Below are 25,196 nucleotides of genomic sequence, written 5' to 3' on the forward strand. Positions count from 1 at the left end.
GTTATTCAATTTCAATTCTTAAAGAATCCTTTCCTCTAAGATGAATTCGATCATACTCCCAAATTTCAGCGTTTCGATGCGCCATTACATCCATAACGCCATTTTCTTTTGTACCTTTAAACTTAAAAGTAAGCTCAACCTTTTTGTGATCTTCGCTATACTGAACGTCTCCATTCAACAGTGATAAATTATCTTTCAAATTAATCTTTCCGAAGATATTAGAAACCTCTTCATTTTTATTGGCTAAGGCAATAGCATCTTTATGCAACGCATCATCGGCGTAAACTTCAGTAAAATTTGAAATGTGTGTACCAAGATTTGTGGTAGAAAATACCAGAATTAGAAGCACACAAATAACTCCCAGGCTAATTAATAACCATTTTTTCATTTATTTATTTTTAGTTCTATTTGCCTCAAAAAGAGCCCTAACTTCAGGTTTCTGAATTTCAATGATCGCAAATATACCAAGCACGATCCCTAACACTCCGGTTAAGCAATTTATTATCGATATTACGATGATAAAAGTAGCGTTTCTACGTTCACCAATATATTTAGCAGCTAAAAACGTAAGTACAGCCATAATAATGGCAAAGAGTATAAATATACTTCCAAAAATTACCAATATAATGCTTATGATATTAAATGGCGTATAGCCGGGAAAATCAGTCATTGTTGGAGCTGGAATTATAAAACCCATTACCACATACACTAATCCAAATAAACTAATAAGTAAATTTAGAACACCTTTAATAATGAATAATATTCTATAGGTATCTAAATTTCTTCCTGGCGCGACTTTTGCTGTTTCCATTTTATTGATCGATGCTTAGATTAGCAATTTACTAATAATAGTGAAGCTTTATGCGATCACGAGCAAATGTATTTTCAGAAATTATGACTATTTTTAAGAATGCTCATAAAAAGTAAAGGATGGAAAATAGTAAGGAAAAACTTTTAGTACAGTTTAATAAAGCATTTGCCAATTGTAATAGTCAGTTTATTCTAGAGCAGGTGACCGATAGTTTTCAATGGATCATGATTGGGAAGAAAGAAGTTAAAGGTAAAGAGGAATTTGCTGAAACACTAAAGGAAATGGAAGGTTACGAAACCAGCGAGCTCGAGATCGTAGATGTGATCACACATGGTAAAAAAGGTTGTGTAAACGGAAATATGAAAATGAAGAGTCCTAAGGGTGATCCTATTAGTTTTTCATTTTGTGATGTGTATGAGTTTGAAAATTCAGAAGATTTAAAGATCAGCCGAATGACCTCTTATGTTGTAGATCGCTAAATTTTTTCTGCGGAAAAAAATAAATATGACAGAATAATAAAAAACTAAAATTTATATAAATAACTACTACTACTATGAAAAAAGTGATTATACCAATGTGTGCTTTGGTCGCCATGTCTTTTACCACTATTCCGGAAGCTGATGTTTCTAAAGAAGTGATTTCTGAAGTATCCGTTAAGGAAACCATTAAGGTAGAATTAAAAGAGTATTTTAAAAAGACCAGGGAAACATTAGAAGATCATATCGAAGGACTTTCTGATAAACAGCTAAGTTTTAAACCTTCACCAAACGTCTGGTCGGTTAGCCAGTGTTTAGAGCACATCATTAAAACCGAAGAAATGTTGTTTGGAATGACCAAAACTGCGTTAGAAGGTGAGCCTAATCCAGAGCGAAAAGACGAAGTGAAAATGAGCGACGAAGATATTATCGCGGGTATTACCGATAGATCGAGTAAAGCACAGGCAAGCGAATCTTTAATGCCTAACGGAACCTATGATTCTCCTGAAGCCGCTTTAGAAGCTTTTGATGAGCAACGTGAGGAAATAATGGACTTTATTGATGACACCTCTGAAGAGGATTTACGCAACTATATCTCAGATTCTCCATTTGGTGCAGTCGATGCTCACCAATCACTATTGTTTATCGCCGGTCATACCGCAAGACATACTTTACAGATCGAAGAGGTAATGAAAGACGCAAATTTCCCGGAAAAATAGAAAACTGATTTTCGATAAAATTCAATTAGATTTTTTACAAAAGCCATCCAACTTTGGGTGGCTTTTTTAAATGTGAAATTCTTCAGGATACACCACGATCCCACAAATATGCTTTGCCGCATCAGGAACTAATTCCTTCAGCATAAAATTCTTTTTCGGAACTTCAAAAGGAGCCTGAATATCAAAATTAATTGCAGGCTCATATTCAAATCTTGGGTAATACTCTTCATGCCCTAAAACAACGACAAGTTCGTAACCCATTTCTTTAGCTTTTTGATGTACACGATTTAAAAGCTGAGAGCCAATGCCATTTGATTGAAATTCGGGCAAAACCGCAACCGGAGCTAAAGCCAGCGCCGGGAATTTATTTTTATCGTTTTGAATGGTGATTTCACTAAGCAGCACATAACCTACGAGCTTTTGATCAACTTCAGCAACCATAGAAAGTTCAGGAATAAAAGCATAGGATTTTCGAAGTCGATCCACAAGAAACTGCTCCTGGTGATCACTATTTGATTCATTTAAAAACGCTGCCTTAATAAGATTAAAGACATCTTCGTGATCCTCGGGTTTTTCCTGCCTAATGTGTACTTCCATCTGTTATAAAAATAAAAGCAATGTAAGTAAATTTAATCCATCTTACCACTATTCGAGATTAATTATCAAAAGAGATTCTTCGGTATTTAATTGCGCAATCTTTTTTGCGGAAGAATTAAATGCAAAACTATTTCCGCAGCAATTCATACCGTCTGCCAAGCCTGTATTGTTAACAAGCAGCACCGGAATTTTATAGTTTTTTGAAATATACTGAAGTCGATTTTCGGCAATTTTCATCCCTTTTTTATGCTTTGCTACACTAGCGATAAAAAGATCTGGTTTTTCTGAATTAAGGTCTTCTAAATGCTCATCTACAGAAATTTCATAGCAAACAGCCAGTTTGATTGTTTTTTGCTGAAATTGGATAATTGAAGCATTCTTTTTTGGCTGAAAAAACGGAACTTCATCTTCATGCAAATACCGTTTGCAGTAATATTGAATTTCTTTTTCTGGTTGAAAGATCGCCATCGCGATATGTAGGTCATGATCCATTTTTAAAGGTAATCCTAGCAGGATCATCAACTTATATTATTTGCTGTATTCTTTAAAAATATCAAACCTTGCATCATTTTTTTCAAATGCGAGTTCTTTCGCTAGCCTAGGTTCATAATTGGTTAAAGAAAGCTCAGGAAAAACGACAATATTAGCTTTAGCTTTGGCCGCTTTTGTAATAAAATTGAGGTGTTTTTGAATGTTTACTTCAACTTTTCCCGATTCAGATTTTAGTTGTGCTAAAGCGATTTTCATTGTGATTTTTCTTTTTTGATGCTGAATAGTTTTCCGTAGCTAAGACAGCGCCAGCACCATTCCAACGGACCAAATTTAAAATGCTGAAGCCAAATTTTGCTTAAGATCAACTGAAATATAAAGACACTAATGACTGTAAAAAAACATTGTACAAGATTCAGTTTTTGATACATCGAAAATCCAATTCCGTTAAAAATGATCACGCCAATAAAACTTTGAAGGATGTAATTGCTAAGTGCCATTTTTCCCACCGATGCCAATGGTTTTAAAGCTTTGATTAGTTTCCCCGTAAACCATAACCAGGCAATAAACCACATATAAAATAAGCCAAAGAGTGTATCGCAGATTATCATTAATTTTAGCCAAATAGGACCCAAAAAATCGTCCCGATAAATATCGAAATTCGGTAATATAAAGAGAAAAATTATTCGGTATACATTGGTAATGATCGCTAACCAGATAAATGTATTTTTATTCTTTAGAATAAATTCTCTTAGTTTTAAAATTTTTCCAGATCGTACGAAAGATGTCCCCAAAAGCATCATAGAGAATGCCATTGGTGCTAAAAAAACAAATAAAACCTGCACATTAGAGAAATATTCCAGGATTCTAAATTTTAAAGCTTCAGTATAACTTCCATTTCTTAAAACTTTAGTTACAGTATCATAATTATAGGTTTTCAAAATATTTTCAGGAGAGAAACCTATCCAGGAAAAGATATATTCAGCAACAATATCATAAAAAGGAAATAACAAAAAATAACAAGCTAAAAGTAATAAACACCTACTGTAAAGCTTGTATAAAATGCTTATTAAAACACCCAAAATTGCATAAAGATGTATCACATCGCCACCCCAAATTAATGTAATATGAAGTATGCCAATAATGAACAAAATAAGCATACGTTTAAGGATAAAAGAACGGCTTTTTTTCTTTAATTTTAGTTTTTCCAGCTGCATGGCAATTCCTAACCCGAACAAAAAGGAAAAAATGGGAAAGAATTTGTTGTAAAAAAACAGCTGCGAAAGTCGTATAATTATAGAATCAAGAGGACCTATCATTTCCTCGTAATACAAATCCTGGTTGATAAAAACCGAATTCATGATCTCGATATTCACCATAAAGATCCCAAATACCGCAAAACCTCTCCAAATATCAAGAATTTCGATTCTGTTTGTTGTTTTAACGGGACTTAGGTTTGGTGATTTCATGTTAAACCGATTCCAGTTCGAAAATGGTAATTTCTGGGCGCACATTAAAACGCATTTGTCGCAAACAACCTAAAGCGCGATTTATGTAAAGCATTCTACCATCGTAAAGATCGATAATCCCAGCATCGTAACGCTTATTTTCTACCGGTAAAATAGGAGCTCTTAAAAATGGTGGTTTACATTGCCCGCCATGGGTGTGGCCACTTAAGATCCAGCCTTTATAATCATTCCATACATTAAGATCACAAACATCTGGATTATGGCATAGGGCGATATTCGCTATTTTTGGATCATAATTTTTTGTGGCTTCTTCTGGATTAAAATTAATTCCCCAATAATCATCGATGCCTAAAAAGTTTAAACCTTCGATTTGCTGAGATTGATTCCGAAGAATTTTGATGTCTCGTGATGCTAACTGATCTATGATATTTTGCGCTACATGTTCTTCTTTGTACCCAATACCGTAATCGTGATTTCCTAAAATCCCTACACTGCCTAATTTTCCGGTAGGGAAGTGCGGAATAACTTCAGCCAGTTGTTCCAGATTCTTTGGTTCATGATAAGTTACAAAATCACCGGTGTAGACTACAAAATCTGGATCAAATGCCTGCGCTTCTAAAAATGAATCGATAATGTACTGGTAGTCGAAAAAGTCACCTATATGCACATCACTTATTTGCATCAAGGTTTTGCCATTTAGATGTTTAGGTAAATTTTTTACGGACATTTTATGTTTTACAAATTCTAACCAAAAAGGCTCTACCTGCCAGGCGTAGATTCCGGGAATGGCAGAAATTCCGCCCAGCACCGCTAATCCTTTTAAAAACTTTTTTCGGTTCATGTAAATTATTTTAAGCTCATAATGGCAATTTTTATAATTAAAATGAATGCTTTTTTACGCAACCTTTTAGAACAAATAACATCTAAAGAATAAACGATTTCAGAAGAGGATGAGTCATTCAATTTCTATTATTCAGTAAATATAAACAAATGAAAAAACTATACATTTTATTTTTATTACTTAGCTTTTTATCCTGTAGTAATGATGATGATAACGGCAACGAAGATTGCGATCCAGAAATGAATGTTGGTTTTTTCCTAGAAAATAGCTCCATCGCTGTTTCAGAATCAGATCCTGTGCAGTACGCTATAGAGGATGGGGAAGATCTTGTATTTATTTATTCATTCATTGGTGCGCAGTGTGATCATATTGCAGACGATGAATATGGAGAAAATGTGATTTTTCAAATTGATCCTGAAATCGACGAGTTTAGTTATGAAGATGAAGAACTTTCAGAAATAAAAGCGCATTTCAAGCCGGTTAGTGCATGGATTTCTCGTGTTGCTATCCCGATTGAGAACGGAGTGATATCTGGAGAACGTTTAAATTCGACTCTTTATCATGTGAATATAGATGTGAATGTAGAACTTGGAAATGATGAAATTCGGGAGATTGCTTATGAAGCCGATTTCCAGGTGCAAACCTTAGAACAATAAAAAAATTCTTATTTCATTTCTACAAATAGCTTGTCATTAATTTTATCTTAATCTAGGTTTCGCTTAGTTGCGATATTATCGAAATTTAGCGCTAATTTTTATTAAATATTAAAAATTAGTTGCATAATTCATTTTTTAGATTTATCATTGCTTCATACTTAAACATTTAGCTTTCGTTTTTTTGAAAGGCAAAATGTAAGATGAAGAATGGTATGAAAAAGTATATTCCTAATTTTCTAAAACTTTCGGTTTGCCTGCTTGGCCTGCAATCTTCCGCGCAAACAAATATGGATTATATTGCTAATGAAAACGGACCAATACTTGGTTACAGTAAAGAATCTGGAGTTAAGATTTTAAAAGTTGATGGTCATTTTTTTAAAGATCTTAATCAAAACGGAAAACTAGATCCTTATGAAGATTGGAGACTTCCGGTAGAAGAGCGCGCAAAAGATCTGGCTTCTAAAATGTCTGTAGAGCAAATTGCAGGTTTAATGTTGTATAGTCAGCATCAATCTATTCCTGCTAGAGAAGTTGGTTTTGGCGCCGGGACTTACAATGAGAAACCTTTTTCTGAAAGTGGAGCAGAGGCTTCAGCAATTTCAGATCAGCAAAAGAAATTTTTAAAAGAAGACGATCTTCGTCACGTACTATTAACCGCGGTACAATCTCCTGAAGTTGCCGCAAAATGGAATAACAACGTCCAGGCTTATGTAGAAGGTTTAGGTTTGGGAATTCCTGCAAATAATAGTTCAGATCCTAGAAATACCGCTACGGTAACTTCAGAATTTAATGCCGGGGCAGGAGGGACGATTTCTCTATGGCCAGATGGTTTGGCAATGGGCGCAACCTTCGATCCAGCATTGGTAAAGCAATTTGGAGAAATGGCCGCTAAAGAATATCGCGCTTTGGGAATTACTACAGCACTTTCACCGCAAATAGATTTAGGAACCGAACCTCGATGGTACCGCATCGCTTATGTTTTTAGTGAATCTCCAGAATTGGTAAAAGCGATGGGTAAAGCCTATGTTGAAGGTTTCCAAACCTCTGGTAAAGAAGCCGAGATCAATGATGGATGGGGTTACGAAAGTGTAAATGCAATGGTAAAACACTGGCCTGGTGGTGGTCCTGAAGAAGGAGGAAGAGATGGACACTGGGCGATGGGGAAATTTGCAGTTTACCCGGGTGATAATTTTAAAGATCACATCAAACCATTTACAGAAGGTGCTTTTAAATTAGATGGCGGAACCAAAAAAGCAGCGGCGGTAATGCCTTATTACACGATTAGTTTTGATCGTGATGATATTTACAATGAAAATGTTGGTAATGGTTTTAGTAAATATATAATTACTGAACTGCTTCGCGATAAATATGGTTATGATGGTGTGGTGTGCACCGATTGGCTAATCACTGCCGATGAAGGGGAAACACCGGGAACTTTTGCCGGAAAACCCTGGGGAACTGAAGCTATGAGTGTTGCTGAAAGACATTATAAAGTGCTAATGGCTGGTGTAGATCAGTTTGGTGGGAATAATGAAAAAGCACCAGTTTTAGAAGCTTACCAAATGGGTGTAGAAGAATTTGGTGAGGATTTTATGCGTGCGCGTTTTGAGCGTTCTGCAGTAAGATTGCTTAAAAACATCTTTAGAACAGGATTATTCGAAAATCCTTATTTAGATACTGAAAAAACCAAAGAAATAGTTGGTAATGCTGAATTTATGAAAGTGGGTTATGAAGCACAGGTAAAATCTGTGGTGATGCTTAAAAATAAAGAAGCAGCTTTACCAATCAAGGAAAAGAAAACTGTTTATATCCCGAAGATCTATACACCGGTTTCAACCGACTGGTGGGGAATTCCTACTCCGGCGAAATTCGAATATCCGGTAGATCTGGAATTGATCAAGAAATATTACAAGGTAACTGATAATGCTGCTGAAGCAGATTTTGCGATGGTTTTTGTTAGAAATCCGCAGTCTAAAGAAGCAGGTTACAGTGAAACAGATCGTAAAAATGGCGGAAATGGTTATGTGCCAATTTCTCTTCAATATGAAACTTATACTGCTACAACGGCTAGAGAACATAGTATAGCGGCCGGAGATCCTGTGATCGATCCTGAAATTAAAGATCGCTCCTATAAAGGGAAATCTTCAACGGCTTCGAATATTATGGATTTAAGAACCATTGAAGATACTAAAATGTTGATGGGAGATAAACCAGTGATCGTTTCCGTAACGGCAGATAAACCAATGATTTTTGCTGAATTTGAAAATCTAGTTGATGGGATTGTACTCAACTTCGGAGTTTCAACGCAGGCGGTTATGGATATTGTTTCAGGAAATGCAGAGCCTTCAGGGTTATTGCCATTGCAAATGCCGGCAAATATGGAAACAGTTGAAGCACAACAGGAAGATGTGCCTTTCGATATGATCCCTTATCAGGATTCAGAAGGAAATACGTATGATTTCGGTTTCGGTTTAGATTGGAACGGAGTGATAAAGGATAAAAGAACAGAGCGATTCAAAAAAGAATAACCTGAAAAATATAAAGATTTAAGCTATCCCAAAATAACTTAGAGAACGAAAGAGCCCTGAAATTCAATTTTCAGGGTTTTTTTATTGGCACCGCCAAAGGCTATAATATTCCGAAGTCCTTTACTTTAAAAATGTCAAATTATTAACCTGATGATTTTCTGTATATTCTTCTAGCTCTTTAAAATTTGCATTTAATAAAGCAATCTTGCCATTTGCATCTATTACGATGTAACAAGGAATAGCAGAAATATTATAATTAACCGCAAAATCGCTTTTAAAAGCTTTCTCTCCTGCATATAATTTTAAACCTTCTAATTGATGTTTTTCGAGTCCGTTTTTCCATAATTCTGTTTTCTTGTCTAAAGAAACCGTCAAAAATTCAAAGTTTTTATTATCCTTATACTTTTCGGCTAATGCATTCCACTTAGGGAAAGAAGCAATACAGGGAGCGCACCAACTTGCCCAAACATCAATAACAATCGTTTTGTTAGGCATTTCGGAAAGCTTATAGATTTTACCATTTTCATCTGTTAAACTGAAATCAGGAGCTCTTTTTCCAACCGCTACTTTCGATAAAATTTCAACTAAATCATCTAAGTTTTTATCTAAAATCGAAACATAATCTTTAGAATACTCACTTTTTTCTAGCTCATCTATTTTGTTTCTAAAGGCTTCAACATCAATCTCTGCATTGAAAATCTTAGCATCGTTTATCAAAGTATTTAAGAAAATAGTTTTTTCTATAGCATTGGTTTCCGCATCAATAAACCATTTATCTATTATTGGAAAGCCGTTATTAAGTAAGAAATCGTAGGTTATTTTTGTATCTGGGTTGGTTAGCATGATATCCTTTTTAATAAACGCGTAGATAAACTTGTTGTAATAAGCATTTTCAAATAAAATAGGATTTGAAAAATTTATATGTTCTGAATAGGTTATTGGTGTATCTGAAAGCGAATCCCCATAAATATCAAGCCTTTTTATAAACTCAGGAGACGCTGTATTTACTTTATCATATAAATTTACATATATAAGCTTGTTTCTTTCTAGCTCAACAAAATCTTTTTGATTTTCAAGATCAGCGTCTTTAAAATAATCATCTAAAAACTGTAATCTCAGTTGCGTTATGGAATCTTGAATTAAGAAAAAATCTTTGCTATCGAGTTTCATGAGACCTGAATATTTTTCATCGAAATCATAATATATTTTATACCAATATTTATTTTGATCTAATTGATATTCGATAAATTTTGCCTGTTTTCCTTCAACAATTATAGAATCAGGTTTTTGCAGATCTAATTTTATAGAAATAGGTTGATTTATATATTTGGAAAATGCTAAAGTAAATTGATCATCATCTTTAAATTTTAAAATTGAATTTGCATTCGCGAGAAGTTCTTCGTTTAAGCTAATCTTTTCTCCAGACGGTATTTTGATGGAATCTAATTTGGAGTTTAGAGAGAAATCTGATGTATACTGCAATAATAACGCAAAATTTTCAGCGTAATTTGAAACTTCCAGATTTATCGTTTTTGGTTCATTTTTGTTCGATTGACAGCTGGATAAAGCAAATAATAGTAGGAAGAAAAAATAAAAATTTTTCATTCTGAAATTTGATGGTTTTGGATAGATTTTTCTTTGAAACTCTGTGCTGCTTAATTACAAACCCTTATTTATAAGGATCGCCGCTGGCTGCAGTAATAATGCAGATTAGGTGTAGAATAAGTCCCGGGAAAATAAATAAAAAGTAACCTATAGTAACGAATATTAGCCACAAAATTCCTGCAGCTACTTCACCTTTATAAATATGCCCAACGCCAGGAAAAAATACACTAAGTAAAATGGCCAAACCTGCATTCCATTTTGGGTAATTATTAATAACGGTTACAGGTGCCTGAGCCTGTTGTGAAGAATAGTTTTGGCTGCCATCAAAACGCTCACCACAATGCCAGCATTTAATCGCTTCAGATTTAATGGTTTCTGCACAATAGGGACATTTCTTGGTTTGATAATCCATAATTTCTTGATTGATTGATTGTAAGACGCAAATAACTGAAATTCGTTACATAGGGTTCACATTTTTATTTGTATCGCAAAAGGATATAGTACACCGGAACTTGCTTCGAAATTAAAAATTATTTTCCAACCAATCTTTGTGAGCACGTCCCGAGTAAGTTTACTTGTTAAGCCTTAAAACACAAAAAATCCATTCTGAAAAAATTATCTATAAAAGCTTCAAATTTCTTACAAAGTAGAATCTTACTCTAACATATCGATCTAGTTTAAAGGCTTGATGGTACGAATTTGTTATCTGGAAAAGCTTATGCAATTTAGATCTTTACTCTTTCTTTTTAAAGATTTTGAGAAGCACAAATAGTCCTACAAAAAAGCCAATAATGAAAATTAAAAATGTGTTTTCCATAATTTTTTTTGATTAGTTATTTATCTGACGTAAAAAGCTAAGATTTGTTACATAAGAGTTTGATTTTTAGTTTTTATATCAGATACCAATAAGATATCCCTGCATTATAGACTTATAATCGATCATCAAACCATTTGGTCATAAGCTTCTGTAATTCTTGTTTCTTGTCTGAGAAACTATGATCTGTATCAAATTCTTTTAGCTGAAAATCATAATCGATATTAGATAATTTCTGAGCAATTTTTTTAGCCTGGTTAGGATTTACCTGCTGGTCTCTGGTTCCGCATAAAATTAGAAGACTGGCATTTTTATCTAATTCTTCAGGCCAATAATAAACGGAACGTTTCTTTAATTCTGAAGTTTTATTAGCGCCGCCAAAGGGTATAATACTCCTAGGCTTACCTCGAAATTAAAAAATTGTTTCTAGTGAATGCCTCGTGGGCTTGCCCCGAGATAGTTTACTTTCTTCATAATTTTGGATCAATTTTGCACAAACTCTGCTTTCCATTTCAGGATGTTCTTCGATTAGTGGAAAAAGATCTGAAGGTCCGTTTCCAACAATAGCAGTTTTGATGTCTTTAGAATGCTTAAGCGCTAAGTAAGTCATTATCCCGCCTCGTGACCAACCAATCATACCAATTCTATTGGCGTCGGCTTTTTCAATCTTCTTAACTGTTTGGGTTAAATAAAGCACATCGTTGATGTCTTTTCCGCCAAATTCATCATTTTCCCTATAGCAGCTGGCGACTAAAACATAACCTTCTTTCACTAAATTCGAAAATTGAAGAAGCGGATAAAAACCTTTGCTTTGTGAAGAAACGCCTTCCTCTTTGTTTCCACCTCTGTTTACTATAATTACGGGAAACTTTCCTTTCTTTTTAGGTTCAGCAATAAAACCGTTTATTAACAACGAATCACTTTTATAAACGATCTGGTAGAAATTCACTTCTTTTAAATAGTCAAATTCCTTCAGCAATTTATCGTCTTTCGAAACTCGTTCCCAAATGGGAGGAATCTCTGAAATTTCAAATTGCTTTTTCGATAAGATATCTCCGTTTTCTAGATTTTTAGCTTCTTTATAATCAGCTTCACTAAAGCTAGTGTCGAAAGCCGTATTAGATAATCCTTTTTCAAATTGATACTTCTTGTAAAGCGTTCCGCCAAATTTAAAACCAAAAAACAAAAAGACGATGATAAATAAGGTTCCTAGTACTAAGAAGATACGTTTGAAGATTTTCATGATGATCGATGGTTTATATAAATAAGACGGGGAGGTCTTCAAATTGGTACAAACACTGGCTAATTGGAGCTACCAAATGATTTTAAAAGCCTATAAATATTTAGTCTCAGTTTAGTTGTTCTTTTATTTTAACTTTAACTTATACTATATTAACCATAAATACTGTTTTCGTTGGTTATTGCACAAATATTTTACAACTTTACGCTAAACTCTCTGCTTATACTTATGAATAGAAAATTATATTTCCTGATTTTATTGATTTTTACGGCACTTTCTTTAAAAGCTCAGGAAACCCAATTTAATCATGCCGATACTCTTAGAGGAAGTATAACTCCTGAAAGAGCCTGGTGGGACGTGATGCGCTACGATATTTCAGTAACACCAGATTTTGATAAAAAATATACTTCAGGATTTAACAATATCACCTATAAAGTGGTAGAGGCTAATCATCCAGATGTAATGCAGATCGATCTTCAGCAACCTTTAGTGATCGATAGTATTATTTACGACAAAAAACAATCCTTAAGTTTTAGTAGAGAAGACGATGTATACTTTGTAAAAACTTCTTCTCAAAACATCAATTCTGAACATTCAGTAAAAATATATTTTAGCGGAAAACCACACGAAGCGATTCGTGCGCCATGGGATGGCGGTTGGACGTTTACTAAAGATGAAAAAGGCAGACCTTGGATGACGGTGACCTGCCAGGGACTTGGAGCTTCAATCTGGTATCCTAACAAAGATCACCAAAGTGACGAGCCAGATCGCGGAGCTTCTTTAACAATGAGAGTTCCAAAAGAATTAATGGCGGTGGCAAATGGCCGAATGTTAGCTAAAACCGAACATAAAGACGGAACGATTTCTTATAAATGGGGTGTAGAAAATCCTATTAGTAATTATACAATTATACCTTATATAGGGCATTATAAAAATTTCTCTGAAGTGTACACCGGTATTAAAGGTGATTTAGATCTTGATTATTGGGTAATGGATTACAATTTAGAGAAAGCTAAAGATTACATGCCGCCAGAAGTTCATAATCTTTTAGATGCTTTTGAATATTGGTTTGGACCTTACCCATTTTACGAAGATGGCTATAAATTGGTGGAGACAGAGCATACCGGGATGGAACATCAATCTAATGTTTCTTACGGTAACTGGTACGCCGGTGGATATCGCGGTAGAGATGGATCGGGTACCGGTCTTGGATTAACCTGGGATTTTATCATTATTCACGAGAGTGGGCACGAGTGGTTTGGAAATAATATCACCACTAACGATCTGGCCGATATGTATATTCACGAGAGTTTTACTAATTACAGTGAAACATTATTTCTGGATTATGTTTATGGCGAAGAAGCTGCCAATGATTATAACTACGGAATTAGAAGTGGTATCCAAAATGAAGCACCGGTAATTCCGGCTTATGGCGTAAACGCACAGGGTAGTGGCGATATGTATCCAAAAGGTGGAAATATGCTACATAGCATTCGTCACAGTATGGAAGATGATAAATTGTTCAAGAATATTCTAACCGGTTTAAATATGACTTTTCATAATAAAACGGTAGACGGTTCAGAAATTCAGGAATATATTTCAGATAAAGCGGGATATGACTATTCGAAGGTTTTCGAGCAATATTTAACCACCACTAAAATTCCGAAACTTCAGTTGTACATCGATGCGCCAAACAGCAAGATGTTTTATAAATATACCAATATTGTTGATGGTTTCAATTTACCATTGGTGCTAAAAGGCAGCGAAGAAAAAATAAAGATCATCCCTTCAGCAGAATGGCAAAGTGTAGATATTCAGCATAAAAATCAGTATTTATTTACACCCTGGAGGATAGAGCATATGTATTATGTTGATGTAGAATTACTTAAAAGCAAAGATTAAATATTTAGAGGTTTGCCTCCAAAAAATACCTAGCGATTTTAGCTCTAGGTTGTTCACTAAAAAATGGAAGAATAGATGTTTTCAAAAGAAACTTATGTAGCGCGAAGAGAGAGCTTAAAGAAAAAAATGGGATCCGGACTCTTAATTTTCCCAGGAAATAAGGAAACCGGAATGAATTACAAAGATAACTGGTATCCGTTTAGACAGGATAGTACTTTTTTATATTACTTCGGAATTAACCTTCCAGATCTTTATGTACTTATCGATTTAGATAGTAATAAAGAGATCCTTTTTGGAGACGACCTAACTCCTGAAGATTTTGTGTGGGTTGGTGCTGTTGAACCTTTATCAACTTATGCTGAAAAATGTGGTGTTGCTGAAGTGCAACCAATGGCGAAACTGGAAGCCTACATTAAAAATGCGCAGCAAAAAGGCCAAAATCTACATTATTTACCACCCTATAGAAATAAAGTAACGATTGAAATTAGCAATCTTACCGGGATTCCTGTAAATGAAGTTGATGCTAATAAATCTGAAGATTTTACCAAAGCCGTTATCGCACAACGTTCTATAAAATCTGCTGAAGAAATTGCAGAAATTCACAAAGCAGTAAATATTACGGCGGCTATGCATCGCCATGCTATAAAATGGACAAAACATGGTGTTACCGAAAAACAGATCGCAGGAGAATTACAAGCGATCGCTGTTGCCGGTGGTGGGAATATTTCTTTCCCAATAATTCTAACTAAAAATGGCCAATATCTGCATAATCACGCTACACAAGCTGTGGTGGAAAACGGAGATATCGTTTTATGTGATTGTGGGGCAGAAACCGCTATGAATTATGCCGGGGATATGACCCGTACTTTTCCGGTAGCTGAGAGATTTACAGATATTCAGCGACAAATTTATTCGATCGTTTTAGATGCTCACGAATCTTCATCTGCAGCATTAAAGCCGGGTTATCGTTTCAAAGATGCACATTTATTGGCCTGTAGCCGAATTGTTGAAGGCCTAAAAGGTCTTGGCCTAATGAAAGGTGATACTCAGGATGCTGTAAATGCCGGTGCACATACGTTGTTTTTCCAATGTGGTTTAGGACATTTTATGGGAATGGATGTGCACGATATGGAAAACTTTGGCGAACAATTAGTCGGTTATAACGATGATCTTAAAAAGAGTACCGAATTTGGACTAAAATCGCTTCGATTAGGAAAAGAACTGGAAGAAGGAAATGTTCTAACCGTAGAACCGGGAATTTATTTCAATCCGTTTTTGATCGACTCCTGGAAAGCGCAGGGCAAATACACCGATTTTGTGAATTACGACGAGGTCGAAAAATTCAAAACTTTTGGCGGGATGCGAGTTGAAGAAGACTTTTTGATCACCGCAAACGGTAAAGAGTTACTGGGCGATCCTTTAGCCAAAACCATAAAAGAAATAGAAGAACTTAAAAACTCCTAACAATTTAAAAACCTGGAAATGCTATGAACCACTTTCTCTCCTTTAAATTTCTCCACTATTTTAGCCTTTTGTTCATAGCATTTTCTTTTTCATTACAAGCCCAGCAAAATCCCGAGTGGCAGCGTTTAGATGTACTTTCTGTAAATACAGAAGATCCTCGTGCTAATTTTCATATATATGATGCTGAAGCTGACGCTCTAACCGGAGAATATACAAAATCTGGAAACTATAAAAGTTTAAACGGAAGCTGGAAATTTCATTTTGCTGAAGTTCCTGAAGAAAGACCGGTAGATTTTTATAAAACCGATTTTGATGTAAAAGATTGGGATAAGATAGAAGTTCCCGGCGATTGGCAAATGCAGGGATATGATTTTCCGTTATATGTTTCGGCAGGTTTTACCTTTAAAATTAATCCGCCCTTTGTAGATACTACCTACAATCCGGTTGGATCGTATAAAAGAACTTTCGATTTACCGAAATCGAAATTCGATAAAAATCAAGACTATTTTTTACATTTTGGAGCCGTAAATAGTGCTTTCTATGTTTGGATAAACGGTGAGAAGGTTGGTTATAAAGAAGGAACAAAAACACCATCAGAATTTAAGATCACTCAGTATTTAAAGCCGGGAGAAAATAGCATCGCAGTAGAAGTGTATCGTTGGTCTTCAGCTAGTTATTTAGAAGATCAGGATTTTTGGCGATTAAGCGGAATCGAACGCGATGTGTATCTATATAACACGCCCAGATCCAGAATCAAAGACTTTTTTGTGACTCCGGGATTGGATGAGAACTATGATAAGGGAATTCTTGATGGATACGCTGTAATTACTTCGGAAAAGAAAAAACTTCAGTTAGATCTTAAAATTTGGGATGGAGAGAAAATCATTTCAGAAATAAGTAAACCAATTGCTGAAGCTAAAAATGATACGCTAAACTTTCAAATTTCAGATTTAGATATCAAACACTGGTCGGCCGAGACACCAAATCTTTATTCTTTAAGTTTAAGCCTTAATGACGGCGATAAAACGCTGATGGCTACTTCAGCAAAAATAGGTTTTAGAACTTCAGAAATTAAAGGCGGTCAACTTTTAATAAACGGAAAACCAATTCTGCTTAAAGGAGTGAATCGCCATGAGCACGATCAAAATTCTGGTCATGTGATTTCGCGCGAATCAATGCTTCGGGACATTAAACTTTTTAAAGAATATAATATAAATGCGGTTCGAAACTCACATTATCCGGTAGATCCTTACTGGTATGAGCTGTGTGATGAATACGGAATTTATATGATCGACGAGGCCAATCTTGAAAGTCATGGTTTTGGTTACGACGAAGATAAAACTCCTGCCAATAAACCCGAATTTGAGAAAATGCATCACGATCGTATTGCAAGAATGATGCAAACCAATAAAAATCATCCTTCGATCATTATCTGGTCTATGGGGAATGAAGCTGGTGATGGCCCGGCATTTATAAAAAATTATCACTGGTTAAAGAAAAACGATCCTAGCCGCCCGGTGCAATACGAAAGAGCAGAACGTGGGGAGAGTTTTCAGGAACCACATACAGATATCATCCCGTGGATGTATGCCAGTGTAGATTATATTAAAAACAGTTACCTGGGCAAATATCCAGATAGACCGTTTATTTGGTGTGAGTACGCACACGGAATGGGAAATAGTACCGGAGATTTGGTAGATCTTTGGGATTTTGTTTATGAAAATCCACAAGTTCAGGGAGGATTTATTTGGGACTGGGTAGACCAGGGATTTGTAAAAACTGATGAAAATGGCGAAGATTATTGGACGTATGGTGGTGATTATGGGCCAGACCGATATAGACATGATGCCAATTTTGTGATCAACGGATTGGTAAATCCAGATCGTACGCCACATCCCGCACTTTACGAAGTAAAAGATGTATATCAAAATGTAGATATCAGGCTAAAAAATAAGAATTCTGGCACTTTTAGTTTTGAGATTGAAAATCGATTCTTTTTCACCAATTTAAAAGAATACGAAATCTCTTATGAGCTTTTAAAAGACGGCGAGTTTGTTAAGACTGGTTCGCTGGATGATATCGATTTGTCACCACAGGAAATTTTACTGAAAAAACAGTCACTAAAGCTTGAAAAAGGAGCCGAATACTTTATAAATTTCTATGTAAAAACCACCAAAATCGGTAAAATGCTTCCTAAAGGACATGTAATTGCCAAAAAGCAAATTCAGCTTCAGGAAGGTAATGCGGTTAATTTACCTATTGCGGCTTCAGGAAAATTAAAGACAAAAAATAAGGACGAAAATCTTACAATTTCGAATGCAGATCTTGAAGTTATTTTCGATAAAGAAAGCGGAATGCTTTCAGCATACAGCTTTAAAGGAAAAGAACTGATTAAAAAAGGACCAAAACCAGATTTTTGGAGAGCACCAACAGATAATGACTTTGGAAATAGCTTTCAGAAACGAGCAAAAGCCTGGAAAGAAGCTACGAATAACCCAAAACTGGTAGATTTTTCTTCGGAAAAAGAAGATGCTTATGTTGAAGTGAATACTGATTATGAATTGGATTCGGTTTCTTCGACTTTAAAAATTACTTACAAAATCTACGAAAATGGAGTTATTGAAGTCTGCAATACTTTTGAATTCAATGGTGATTCAGAAAAAATTACGTCGCTACCGAGATTTGGGAATGCGATGGTGATTCCGTTAGACTATGATGAAGTAGAATGGTATGGTCGTGGGCCTTACGAGAATTATTGGGATCGTAAAACATCTGCTTTTGTTGGGATTTTTAAATCTAGCGTAGAAGATTTATATGTGCCGTATATCCGTCCGCAGGAAAATGGCTATCGTACCGATAATCGATGGGTAAAATTTACGGATAACGAAGGAAACGGAATCAAATTCAGCGGAATGCCATTGGTTTCTTTTAGTGCGCTTAGAAATCCGACTTCAGATTTTGATCCAGGAATGCGAAAAGCACAAAAACATACCATCGATATAAAACCAAAAGATGAGATCTATCTGAATATCGATTATAAGCAAATGGGCGTTGGTGGCGATAATAGCTGGGGCGCAAGAACCTGGGATAAATATCAGTTAAAACCTAAGAATTACAGCTATACTTATTTTATAGAACCGATTAGTGAGTAGTTAGAATTGAGTATTGAGAAGTTAGAACGCTTCGCTGTTAGAATTTAGAGAATAGACTAGAGATTTATTTTGAATGCTGAATTTTGAATGTTGAATTTTTTTAATCGAAATAAAATGTCACTTCGAGTGATTTCGAGGCACGAGAAATTGTATCGAGAAGTGCTTTGGAGTTCAAATAAGTAGTTAGAATTGAGATTTATGTTGAATGCTGAATTTTAAATTTTAAATGTTCTTATGAAACGTCAGCCTGAACCAACCCATCCGGAAGGCAGGCTCGTTTCAGGATCTCATCATATGAATCCACCAAGCTTTATGAGATTCTGAGTCAAGCTCAGAATGACCTAACGAAGTCGAAAAATCTAAATTGATCTTGGAGAAAGGAATCAAAAACGAGGACTGGATAATTTGATAATGATTTTCGATTTAAAAATTCTAAAAATTAAAAGCTACCAGCTATACGCTGTGAACTGTTAACAGTAAACTATAGACAAAATGGCCAAAAATCACCTTTTAAGAATCGCGATAGTGCTTTTCTTTTCTTCTTCGATAATTGCACAGGAAGATCCTTCGCTTTTAAGCTTAGAGCGCATTTATTCTTCTTCAGAATTTAGTAGCGACTATCAACGTACTATTTTCTGGATAGAAGATGGTGATGCTTTTGTAAGTATCGAAAAAGATGATGCGGGTAATGATGAGCTTATTAGATACGAGAGTAAAAATTATAAATCAAGTACATATTTAGCAGCCAATAATCTTAGTGTAAATGGAAAAAACCTGGCAATAGAAGATTTTTCGTTATCACCAGATGCTAGCAAGGTGCTTATTTTTACAAATTCTAGCAGAGTTTGGCGTTCCAACACCAAAGGTGATTTTTGGGTTTATGATTTTGATACCAAAGAATTAAAGCAGCTAGGGAAAGATTTTCCGGCTTCTTCATTGATGTTTGCTAAGTTTTCTGAAGACAATCAATTTGTGGCTTATGTGCATAATTTCAATATTTATAAAGAGAATTTTAAAACAGGAGAACTTAGCCAATTAACCAAAGATGGCACCGGAGATATCATCAACGGAACTTTTGATTGGGTTTATGAAGAAGAATTTGGAATGCGTGACGGATTTATGTGGAATCCCGATGCTTCAAAGATCGCGTTCTGGCAATTAGATGCTTCAGAAATTGGGACTTTTTACATGATCAATACTACAGATTCGGTATATTCTGAACCTATTCCGCTTCAATATCCAAAAGCAGGATTTAATCCTTCTTCAGCCAAAGTTGGTATTGTAGATACAAAAACTTCCGAAGTAAAATGGATTCCGATGCCGGGAGATCCAGTTCAGCATTATTTACCGGCCATGCAATGGATTGATGAAGATATGTTACTAATTCAGCAAATGAATAGAAAGCAGAATGAGCTTGATATTTTCACTTATAAACCTTCAACTTCTACCTTAAAAAAAGTATATACTGAAACTGAAGACACCTGGGTAGATTTACGCTATCCTGATATTTCTTCGAACCAATGGGGAAATAACGATCAGTTAATTGTAGACAACGGAAAGTCATTTTTGCGAATGACAGAAAATGATGGCTGGCGCCATATTTACAAAGTTAACCTGGAATCTGGCGAGAAAACATTGCTTACACCTGGCGATTACGACGTAGCGACGTATTACAAAACCGATGATAAGAATTTATATATCGTTGCATCACCAGAGAATGCAACGCAGCGTTATTTATACAGCGTGCCTTTAAATGGAAGCGGAAAATTAACTAAAGTTACTCCGAAAGAATTTCAGGGAGTAAATACGTATGATGTTTCTCCAAACGGAGAATATGCGATTCATAAATTCACAAATGTTAGCACGCCAAATACGGTAAGTTTGGTGAGTTTGCCTAAGCATAAGTCGGTTATAAGTTTAGTTGATAACGAGCGATTAAAAAACAAGCTAAGCACTTTAGCTTTACCAGAAACCTCATTTTTTACGGTCGAAGCAGATAACGGAATTGAAATGGATGCCAGAATGACCAAGCCATTAAATTTTGATTCGGCTAAAAAATACCCGGTACTTTTTCATGTATATGGAGAACCCTGGGGCGTTGTCGCGACAGATCAATGGGTTGGTTTATACGAGATTTTTATGGCGCAACAGGGATTTGTAGTGATTAGTATCGATAATCGCGGTACGCCGACTTTAAAGGGCAGCGATTGGAGAAAAAGTATTTACCAGAATATGGGAGTGATCAATACGAACGATCAAGCCGCGGCAGCTAAAAAAGTGCTTGCAACCTACGATTTTCTGGATGAAAATAGAGTGAATGTTTGGGGTTGGAGCGGTGGAGGCTCTATGACGCAGAATTTGTTGTTCAGATATCCTGAAGTATATCAAACAGGAGTTGCAGTGGCCGGGGTTGCTAATCAGTTATTCTACGATAATATTTATCAGGAGCGTTATATGGGATTGCCGAGTGAAGATAAGAAGAAGTTTATTGAAGGTTCGCCTGTTACCTATGCTAAAAATCTGGAAGGGAATTTATTGCTGATTCATGGTACCGGCGATGATAATGTGCATTACCAGAACATGGAGTTTTTAGTGAACGAATTAATACGAAATAACAAGCAATTCGATATGATGTCGTACCCAAACAGGGCGCATCATATCTACGAAGGGAAGAACACTTCGATTCATCTGTATACTTTGATTACTAATTATTTCTTAGAACATAACGGACTAAAATAATCTTAAGGATGAAAAAACTAACCAGTATTTTAGGATTATCGCTTTTGGCAATGGCTTGTAAAAACATTGCCGAAAAAACTAAGGAAGAATCTGTTATGATCGAAAAACAACTGAAAATTCCTGAGAAAGTTTGGATGGTTCCAGATTCTAACGACTATGATGATCCAGAAAGTGTGTACAGTTTTTCAAGATTTAGAACATCTAATGATTTCGCTATTTTTTGGGATAAAGAATATGGCGAAGATCCTTCTAAGAACGAAAACGAAATAAAAACTTTTAATGTTGATTCCCTTATCATAGAGGGAGAGCGCTTTTTCAATTATTATGTAGATGAGCTTCAGTTTTTAGAAAAAGGAAAATCTACTACAGATAGCACCAAGATATTAATGTACGTTTTTGGTGGGGATGATGGTACTGCCTACGGGGCAGGAAAAGATAGTATCGGGATGTTATGGTCGCCCGCGGTACGAATCCATAAACCACCTTATGGCGCTTTGGCGCACGAGCTTGGACATTCATTTCAGTATTTAACGGGAGCCGATGGGCATTTTGGGTTTAAAAATGGCGGTAGTATTTGGGAAATGACGTCGCAATGGATGCTATGGCAGGTTTATCCTGACTGGATCGAGTTTGAAAATTATCATTTACAGGCATTTTTAGACAATACATATCGAGCATTTCTACACGAAGAAAATATGTATCATTCGCCTTTTGTTTTAGAATACTGGTCTAATAAACATGGTAAAACCTTTATTGGTGAGCTTTGGAGAAATTCTAAAAAAGGCGAAGATCCTGTGTTAACGTATCAGCGATTAACCAATATTGATCAGAAAACTTTTAATGATGAAATTTTTGACGCTTCCAGAAGATTTTTGACCTGGGATATGCCAAGAATAGAAGAAATAAGTAGTGAATATACGAATATCCATCATACCAAATTAGATAAAATCGAAGATGATTAGTTTCAGATTTCAGCAAAAGAAGCGCCGCAAAATAATAGCTATAATACCATTCCTTTGGAAGTGCCAACATCTGGAAAAGTAAAATTGAAATTTGAAGGCATAACCAAAAGTAAAGAATTCAATATTCTTCAACCTGAAATTGCAGGTTGGAGGTATGGATTTTTAGCGGTGAGCGAAAATGGAGAACGTCACTACGGAAAGATGTACAGCCAGGCTAAGAATGAAATTAGTTTTGAAATTCCACAAAATACAGCGCATTTATGGTTTGTAGTAAGTGGTGCTCCAACAGAACATTCCATTCATAAGATTGATGGTAATCCAGATAATGATGAACAATGGCCTTACAAGCTAAAATTTGAAAATACGTATCCAAAGAATGAAAACTAAGATCCTTTTTATAGCCATATTAGGTGTTTTTACTAATGTTTTTTCTCAGGAGGAAATCACATCACCAAATAATCATATAAAGATTGAAATTGAGCATGATAACGAACTTTATTTAAAAGTTTACTTGAATAATGAAGAGCTTATCGAAAAGGTAAATCCCAAAATGGAGTTTACTGGCGGTATATCTTTTGGAGCTGGTGATAAAATAAAAAATCCAAGCACTAAAACCGTAGATGAAGAGATCGAGGCTGTTGTACCTGTGAAATCGAAACTCATTAGAGATCACTACAATCTTTTAAAAATGAGTTTCAAAAATTACGATTTTGAAGTTAGGGTTTATAACAATGGCTGGGCGTATCGATTTGTTTCTAAACTGAAAGGTGAAATAGAAGTTTTAGATGAACAAATGAATCTTCAGTTAGGTAAAGATTATACCTGCTACTTACCTGAAGAAGAAAGTTTAATCTCTCATTTTGAAAATTATTACGAAAAACTTCCAACTTCAGTAATAGAAAACGGAACGATCGCGGCTTTGCCAACTTTATTTACGAATGAAAAAGGCATCAGTTTTTCGGTAACCGAATCGAATTTGTATGATTATCCTAATCTTTTTTTAGAGAAAACTGAAAACGGATTCAAGAGTAAATTTCCGAAGTATGTATTAAAAACTCAGGAATTAAAAGCGGGACAGGATCGTTTGGAAGCTATAGAAGAAGCAGCGCCGTTTATCGCAAAAACCAAAGGAAAAAGAGAATTCCCATGGAGAGTTTTTATGATTGCTGAAAATGATAAGGAAATCATCGAAAATAATTTGGTGTATCAATTAGCTAGTCCGCTTAAATTAAAAGATCCATCCTGGATAAAACCGGGAAAAGTGGCTTGGGATTGGTGGAATGCGAACAATGTTTATAATGTTGATTTTGAAAGCGGAATTAATACTGAAACTTATAAGTATTATATCGATTTTGCTTCGGAATTTGGTTTAGAATATATCATTTTGGATGAAGGCTGGTCTAAATCTACACTGAATGTGATGGAACCCAATGAAGATATCAACATGGAAGAATTAACCGCTTACGCTGAAGCAAAAAATGTGGGAATTATTCTGTGGAGCTTATGGCGACCATTAGACGAAAATATGGAAGGGCTTTTATCTAAATATGAAGCCTGGGGCATTAAAGGAGTGAAAGTAGATTTTATTCAGCGAGCAGATCAATATGTTACCAATTTCTATGAAAGGCTTGCAAAAAGTGCTGCAGATCATCACTTACTGGTAGATTATCATGGTGGGATGAAACCATCGGGAATGCGAAGAGCTTATCCAAATATCATAAATTATGAAGCGGTAAAAGGTTTAGAAAACGATAAATGGGAAGATTTCATTACTCCAGAGCATGATCTTACAATTCCTTTTACCAGAATGACCGCCGGAATTTTAGATTATACTCCGGGTGGTATGGATAATGCGCACAAAGAAAACTTTGCAGTGCGTTTTGATCGCCCAATGACTTTGGGAACCAGGGCACATCAAATTGCTTTGTACACTATTTTTGAAGCACCATTGCAAATGTTGGCTGATACACCTTCCAGTTATTACGAAAATCGAGAATCGGCCGAATTTATTTCAAAAATCCCGGTGGTTTGGGAAGAAACTAAAGTGCTTGATGCTAAGATTGGAGATTATTTAATAATTGCTCGTAAAAATGGGGATTCCTGGTATGTAGGAGCGATAACAGATGATTCTGCCAGAACTTTTGAAATCGATCTTTCGTTTTTAGATGGAAATAGAAGTTATCAATTAGAATGGATCGAAGATGGTATAAATTCAGATAAAGTAGCTAAAGATTATGCTAAGAAATCAGCAAAATTAACTTCAGAAGATAAGATAGAGATCAAAATGAATAAAGGTGGAGGATGGATAGGAATTTTTACGCGATAATCTGAATTCCTCATCCAAAATTTCAACTAAAAAATAGTGTAATTTTTATGTAGTTGAAATCTTTTTTCAAGCTTAAATTTTAATAACAGATGACTGAAAATTTTGAATTTATAAGATTCGATATTAGATAAAAATAGCCCCATTTTATAATCGAAATGAACTAAAAAGATCTGGTAAATACTACCAGATTTTTTTATGTCTAAACCCTAAAACAAAAAATTCTTTAAAAGTTAATTTATTATTAAAAATTCGCATAATATATGATAAGCTTGTGTTAATATACTATCAAAGTTGGAGTGATATTATACCTAATATTGTTACTGTTTATTATTCATTATTTTATGTTTTTAACCGTTTTGCTTGTTTTTAATGCATATAAAATGTTAAAAAATATTATAAAATGAAT

General features: G+C 35.2%; 18 protein-coding genes and 2 pseudogenes. 10 read left to right on the forward strand and 10 right to left on the reverse strand.

Annotated features, from left to right (window positions below; translation table 11 throughout):
• Position 1: 1 nt before the first annotated feature.
• Both BM201_RS14525 and BM201_RS14530 read right to left on the reverse strand, forming a co-directional pair.
• A complete protein-coding gene (locus BM201_RS14525) occupies positions 2-388 on the reverse strand; it encodes a cytochrome c oxidase assembly factor Coa1 family protein (protein ID WP_092543877.1) in 387 nt (128 codons plus the stop codon).
• A complete protein-coding gene (locus tag BM201_RS14530) occupies positions 389-811 on the reverse strand; it encodes a hypothetical protein (RefSeq protein WP_092543879.1) in 423 nt (140 codons plus the stop codon). It abuts the gene before it with no gap.
• Between the two features lie 119 nt (positions 812-930).
• Here BM201_RS14530 and BM201_RS14535 point away from each other — a divergent pair, with 119 nt between their 5' ends.
• Together BM201_RS14535 and BM201_RS14540 are read left to right on the forward strand one after the other, a co-directional pair.
• On the forward strand, positions 931-1,290 hold the full coding sequence (locus tag BM201_RS14535) for a nuclear transport factor 2 family protein (protein WP_092543881.1): 360 nt from the start codon (positions 931-933) through the stop codon (positions 1,288-1,290).
• Positions 1,291-1,364: 74 nt separating this feature from the next.
• On the forward strand, positions 1,365-2,006 hold the full coding sequence (locus tag BM201_RS14540; protein ID WP_092543883.1) for a DinB family protein: 642 nt from the start codon (positions 1,365-1,367) through the stop codon (positions 2,004-2,006).
• Positions 2,007-2,072: 66 nt separating this feature from the next.
• Here BM201_RS14540 and BM201_RS14545 read toward each other — a convergent pair whose 3' ends face one another.
• The 4 genes and pseudogenes from BM201_RS14545 to BM201_RS14565 form a co-directional block, all read right to left on the reverse strand.
• On the reverse strand, positions 2,073-2,603 hold the full coding sequence (locus BM201_RS14545; RefSeq protein WP_092543885.1) for a GNAT family N-acetyltransferase: 531 nt from the start codon (positions 2,601-2,603) through the stop codon (positions 2,073-2,075).
• Positions 2,604-2,651: 48 nt separating this feature from the next.
• Positions 2,652-3,350, reverse strand: a pseudogene (locus BM201_RS14550) (carbon-nitrogen hydrolase family protein).
• The gene (locus BM201_RS14560; protein ID WP_245758657.1) at positions 3,347-4,606 is read right to left on the reverse strand and encodes a DUF418 domain-containing protein; all 1,260 of its coding nucleotides are present in this window, start codon (positions 4,604-4,606) and stop codon (positions 3,347-3,349) included. Before BM201_RS14560 ends, BM201_RS14550 begins: the two are co-directional and overlap by 4 nt.
• Positions 4,563-5,402, reverse strand: a complete 840-nt coding sequence (locus BM201_RS14565; protein ID WP_092543893.1) for a metallophosphoesterase — start codon at positions 5,400-5,402, stop codon at positions 4,563-4,565. Before BM201_RS14565 ends, BM201_RS14560 begins: the two co-directional genes overlap by 44 nt.
• A 149-nt stretch (positions 5,403-5,551) precedes the next feature.
• On the opposite strand from BM201_RS14565, the gene BM201_RS14570 reads away from it, so the two are divergent.
• Together BM201_RS14570 and BM201_RS14575 are read left to right on the forward strand one after the other, a co-directional pair.
• Positions 5,552-6,058, forward strand: a complete 507-nt coding sequence (locus BM201_RS14570) for a hypothetical protein (RefSeq protein ID WP_092543895.1) — start codon at positions 5,552-5,554, stop codon at positions 6,056-6,058.
• 212 nt (positions 6,059-6,270) lie between these two features.
• Positions 6,271-8,586 carry a glycoside hydrolase family 3 protein gene (locus BM201_RS14575; protein ID WP_092543956.1) on the forward strand — a complete coding sequence of 772 codons (2,316 nt, stop codon included), beginning with the start codon at positions 6,271-6,273 and terminating at the stop codon, positions 8,584-8,586.
• Between the two features lie 120 nt (positions 8,587-8,706).
• On the opposite strand, the gene BM201_RS14580 is transcribed toward BM201_RS14575, so the two are convergent.
• The 4 genes from BM201_RS14580 to BM201_RS14590 form a co-directional block, all read right to left on the reverse strand.
• Positions 8,707-10,191, reverse strand: a complete 1,485-nt coding sequence (locus tag BM201_RS14580) for a TlpA family protein disulfide reductase (RefSeq protein ID WP_092543897.1) — start codon at positions 10,189-10,191, stop codon at positions 8,707-8,709.
• Between the two features lie 64 nt (positions 10,192-10,255).
• Positions 10,256-10,603: a zinc ribbon domain-containing protein gene (locus BM201_RS18195; RefSeq protein ID WP_217643068.1), complete on the reverse strand. Its 348-nt coding sequence runs from the start codon at positions 10,601-10,603 to the stop codon at positions 10,256-10,258.
• A gap of 517 nt (positions 10,604-11,120) precedes the next feature.
• The gene (locus BM201_RS18250) at positions 11,121-11,396 is read right to left on the reverse strand and encodes a prolyl oligopeptidase family serine peptidase (protein ID WP_317039152.1); all 276 of its coding nucleotides are present in this window, start codon (positions 11,394-11,396) and stop codon (positions 11,121-11,123) included.
• 21 nt (positions 11,397-11,417) lie between these two features.
• Positions 11,418-12,248 (reverse strand): alpha/beta hydrolase family protein, encoded by an 831-nt coding sequence (locus BM201_RS14590; RefSeq protein ID WP_245758658.1) that lies wholly within the window; start codon positions 12,246-12,248, stop codon positions 11,418-11,420.
• A gap of 225 nt (positions 12,249-12,473) precedes the next feature.
• Here BM201_RS14590 and BM201_RS14595 point away from each other — a divergent pair, with 225 nt between their 5' ends.
• The 6 genes and pseudogenes from BM201_RS14595 (at position 12,474) to BM201_RS14625 (ending at position 24,790) form a co-directional block, all read left to right on the forward strand.
• The gene (locus tag BM201_RS14595; RefSeq protein ID WP_092543899.1) at positions 12,474-14,147 is read left to right on the forward strand and encodes a M1 family metallopeptidase; all 1,674 of its coding nucleotides are present in this window, start codon (positions 12,474-12,476) and stop codon (positions 14,145-14,147) included.
• Positions 14,148-14,222: 75 nt separating this feature from the next.
• The gene (locus tag BM201_RS14600; protein WP_092543900.1) at positions 14,223-15,611 is read left to right on the forward strand and encodes an aminopeptidase P family protein; all 1,389 of its coding nucleotides are present in this window, start codon (positions 14,223-14,225) and stop codon (positions 15,609-15,611) included.
• 68 nt (positions 15,612-15,679) lie between these two features.
• Positions 15,680-18,763 carry a beta-galactosidase, LacZ type gene (locus BM201_RS14605; RefSeq protein ID WP_092543902.1) on the forward strand — a complete coding sequence of 1,028 codons (3,084 nt, stop codon included), beginning with the start codon at positions 15,680-15,682 and terminating at the stop codon, positions 18,761-18,763.
• Positions 18,764-19,255: 492 nt separating this feature from the next.
• Complete coding sequence (locus BM201_RS14610; protein WP_092543904.1) at positions 19,256-21,502, forward strand: S9 family peptidase; 2,247 nt, start codon at positions 19,256-19,258, stop codon at positions 21,500-21,502.
• Positions 21,503-21,636: 134 nt separating this feature from the next.
• Positions 21,637-22,851: pseudogene (locus BM201_RS18255) on the forward strand (DUF6055 domain-containing protein).
• Positions 22,841-24,790: a glycoside hydrolase family 97 protein gene (locus tag BM201_RS14625; RefSeq protein WP_092543910.1), complete on the forward strand. Its 1,950-nt coding sequence runs from the start codon at positions 22,841-22,843 to the stop codon at positions 24,788-24,790. Before BM201_RS18255 ends, BM201_RS14625 begins: the two are co-directional and overlap by 11 nt.
• Positions 24,791-25,196 lie beyond the last annotated feature (406 nt).

It is taken from the genome of Zunongwangia mangrovi (genome assembly GCF_900112105.1).
GTDB classification, from domain to species: Bacteria; Bacteroidota; Bacteroidia; order Flavobacteriales; family Flavobacteriaceae; genus Zunongwangia; species Zunongwangia mangrovi.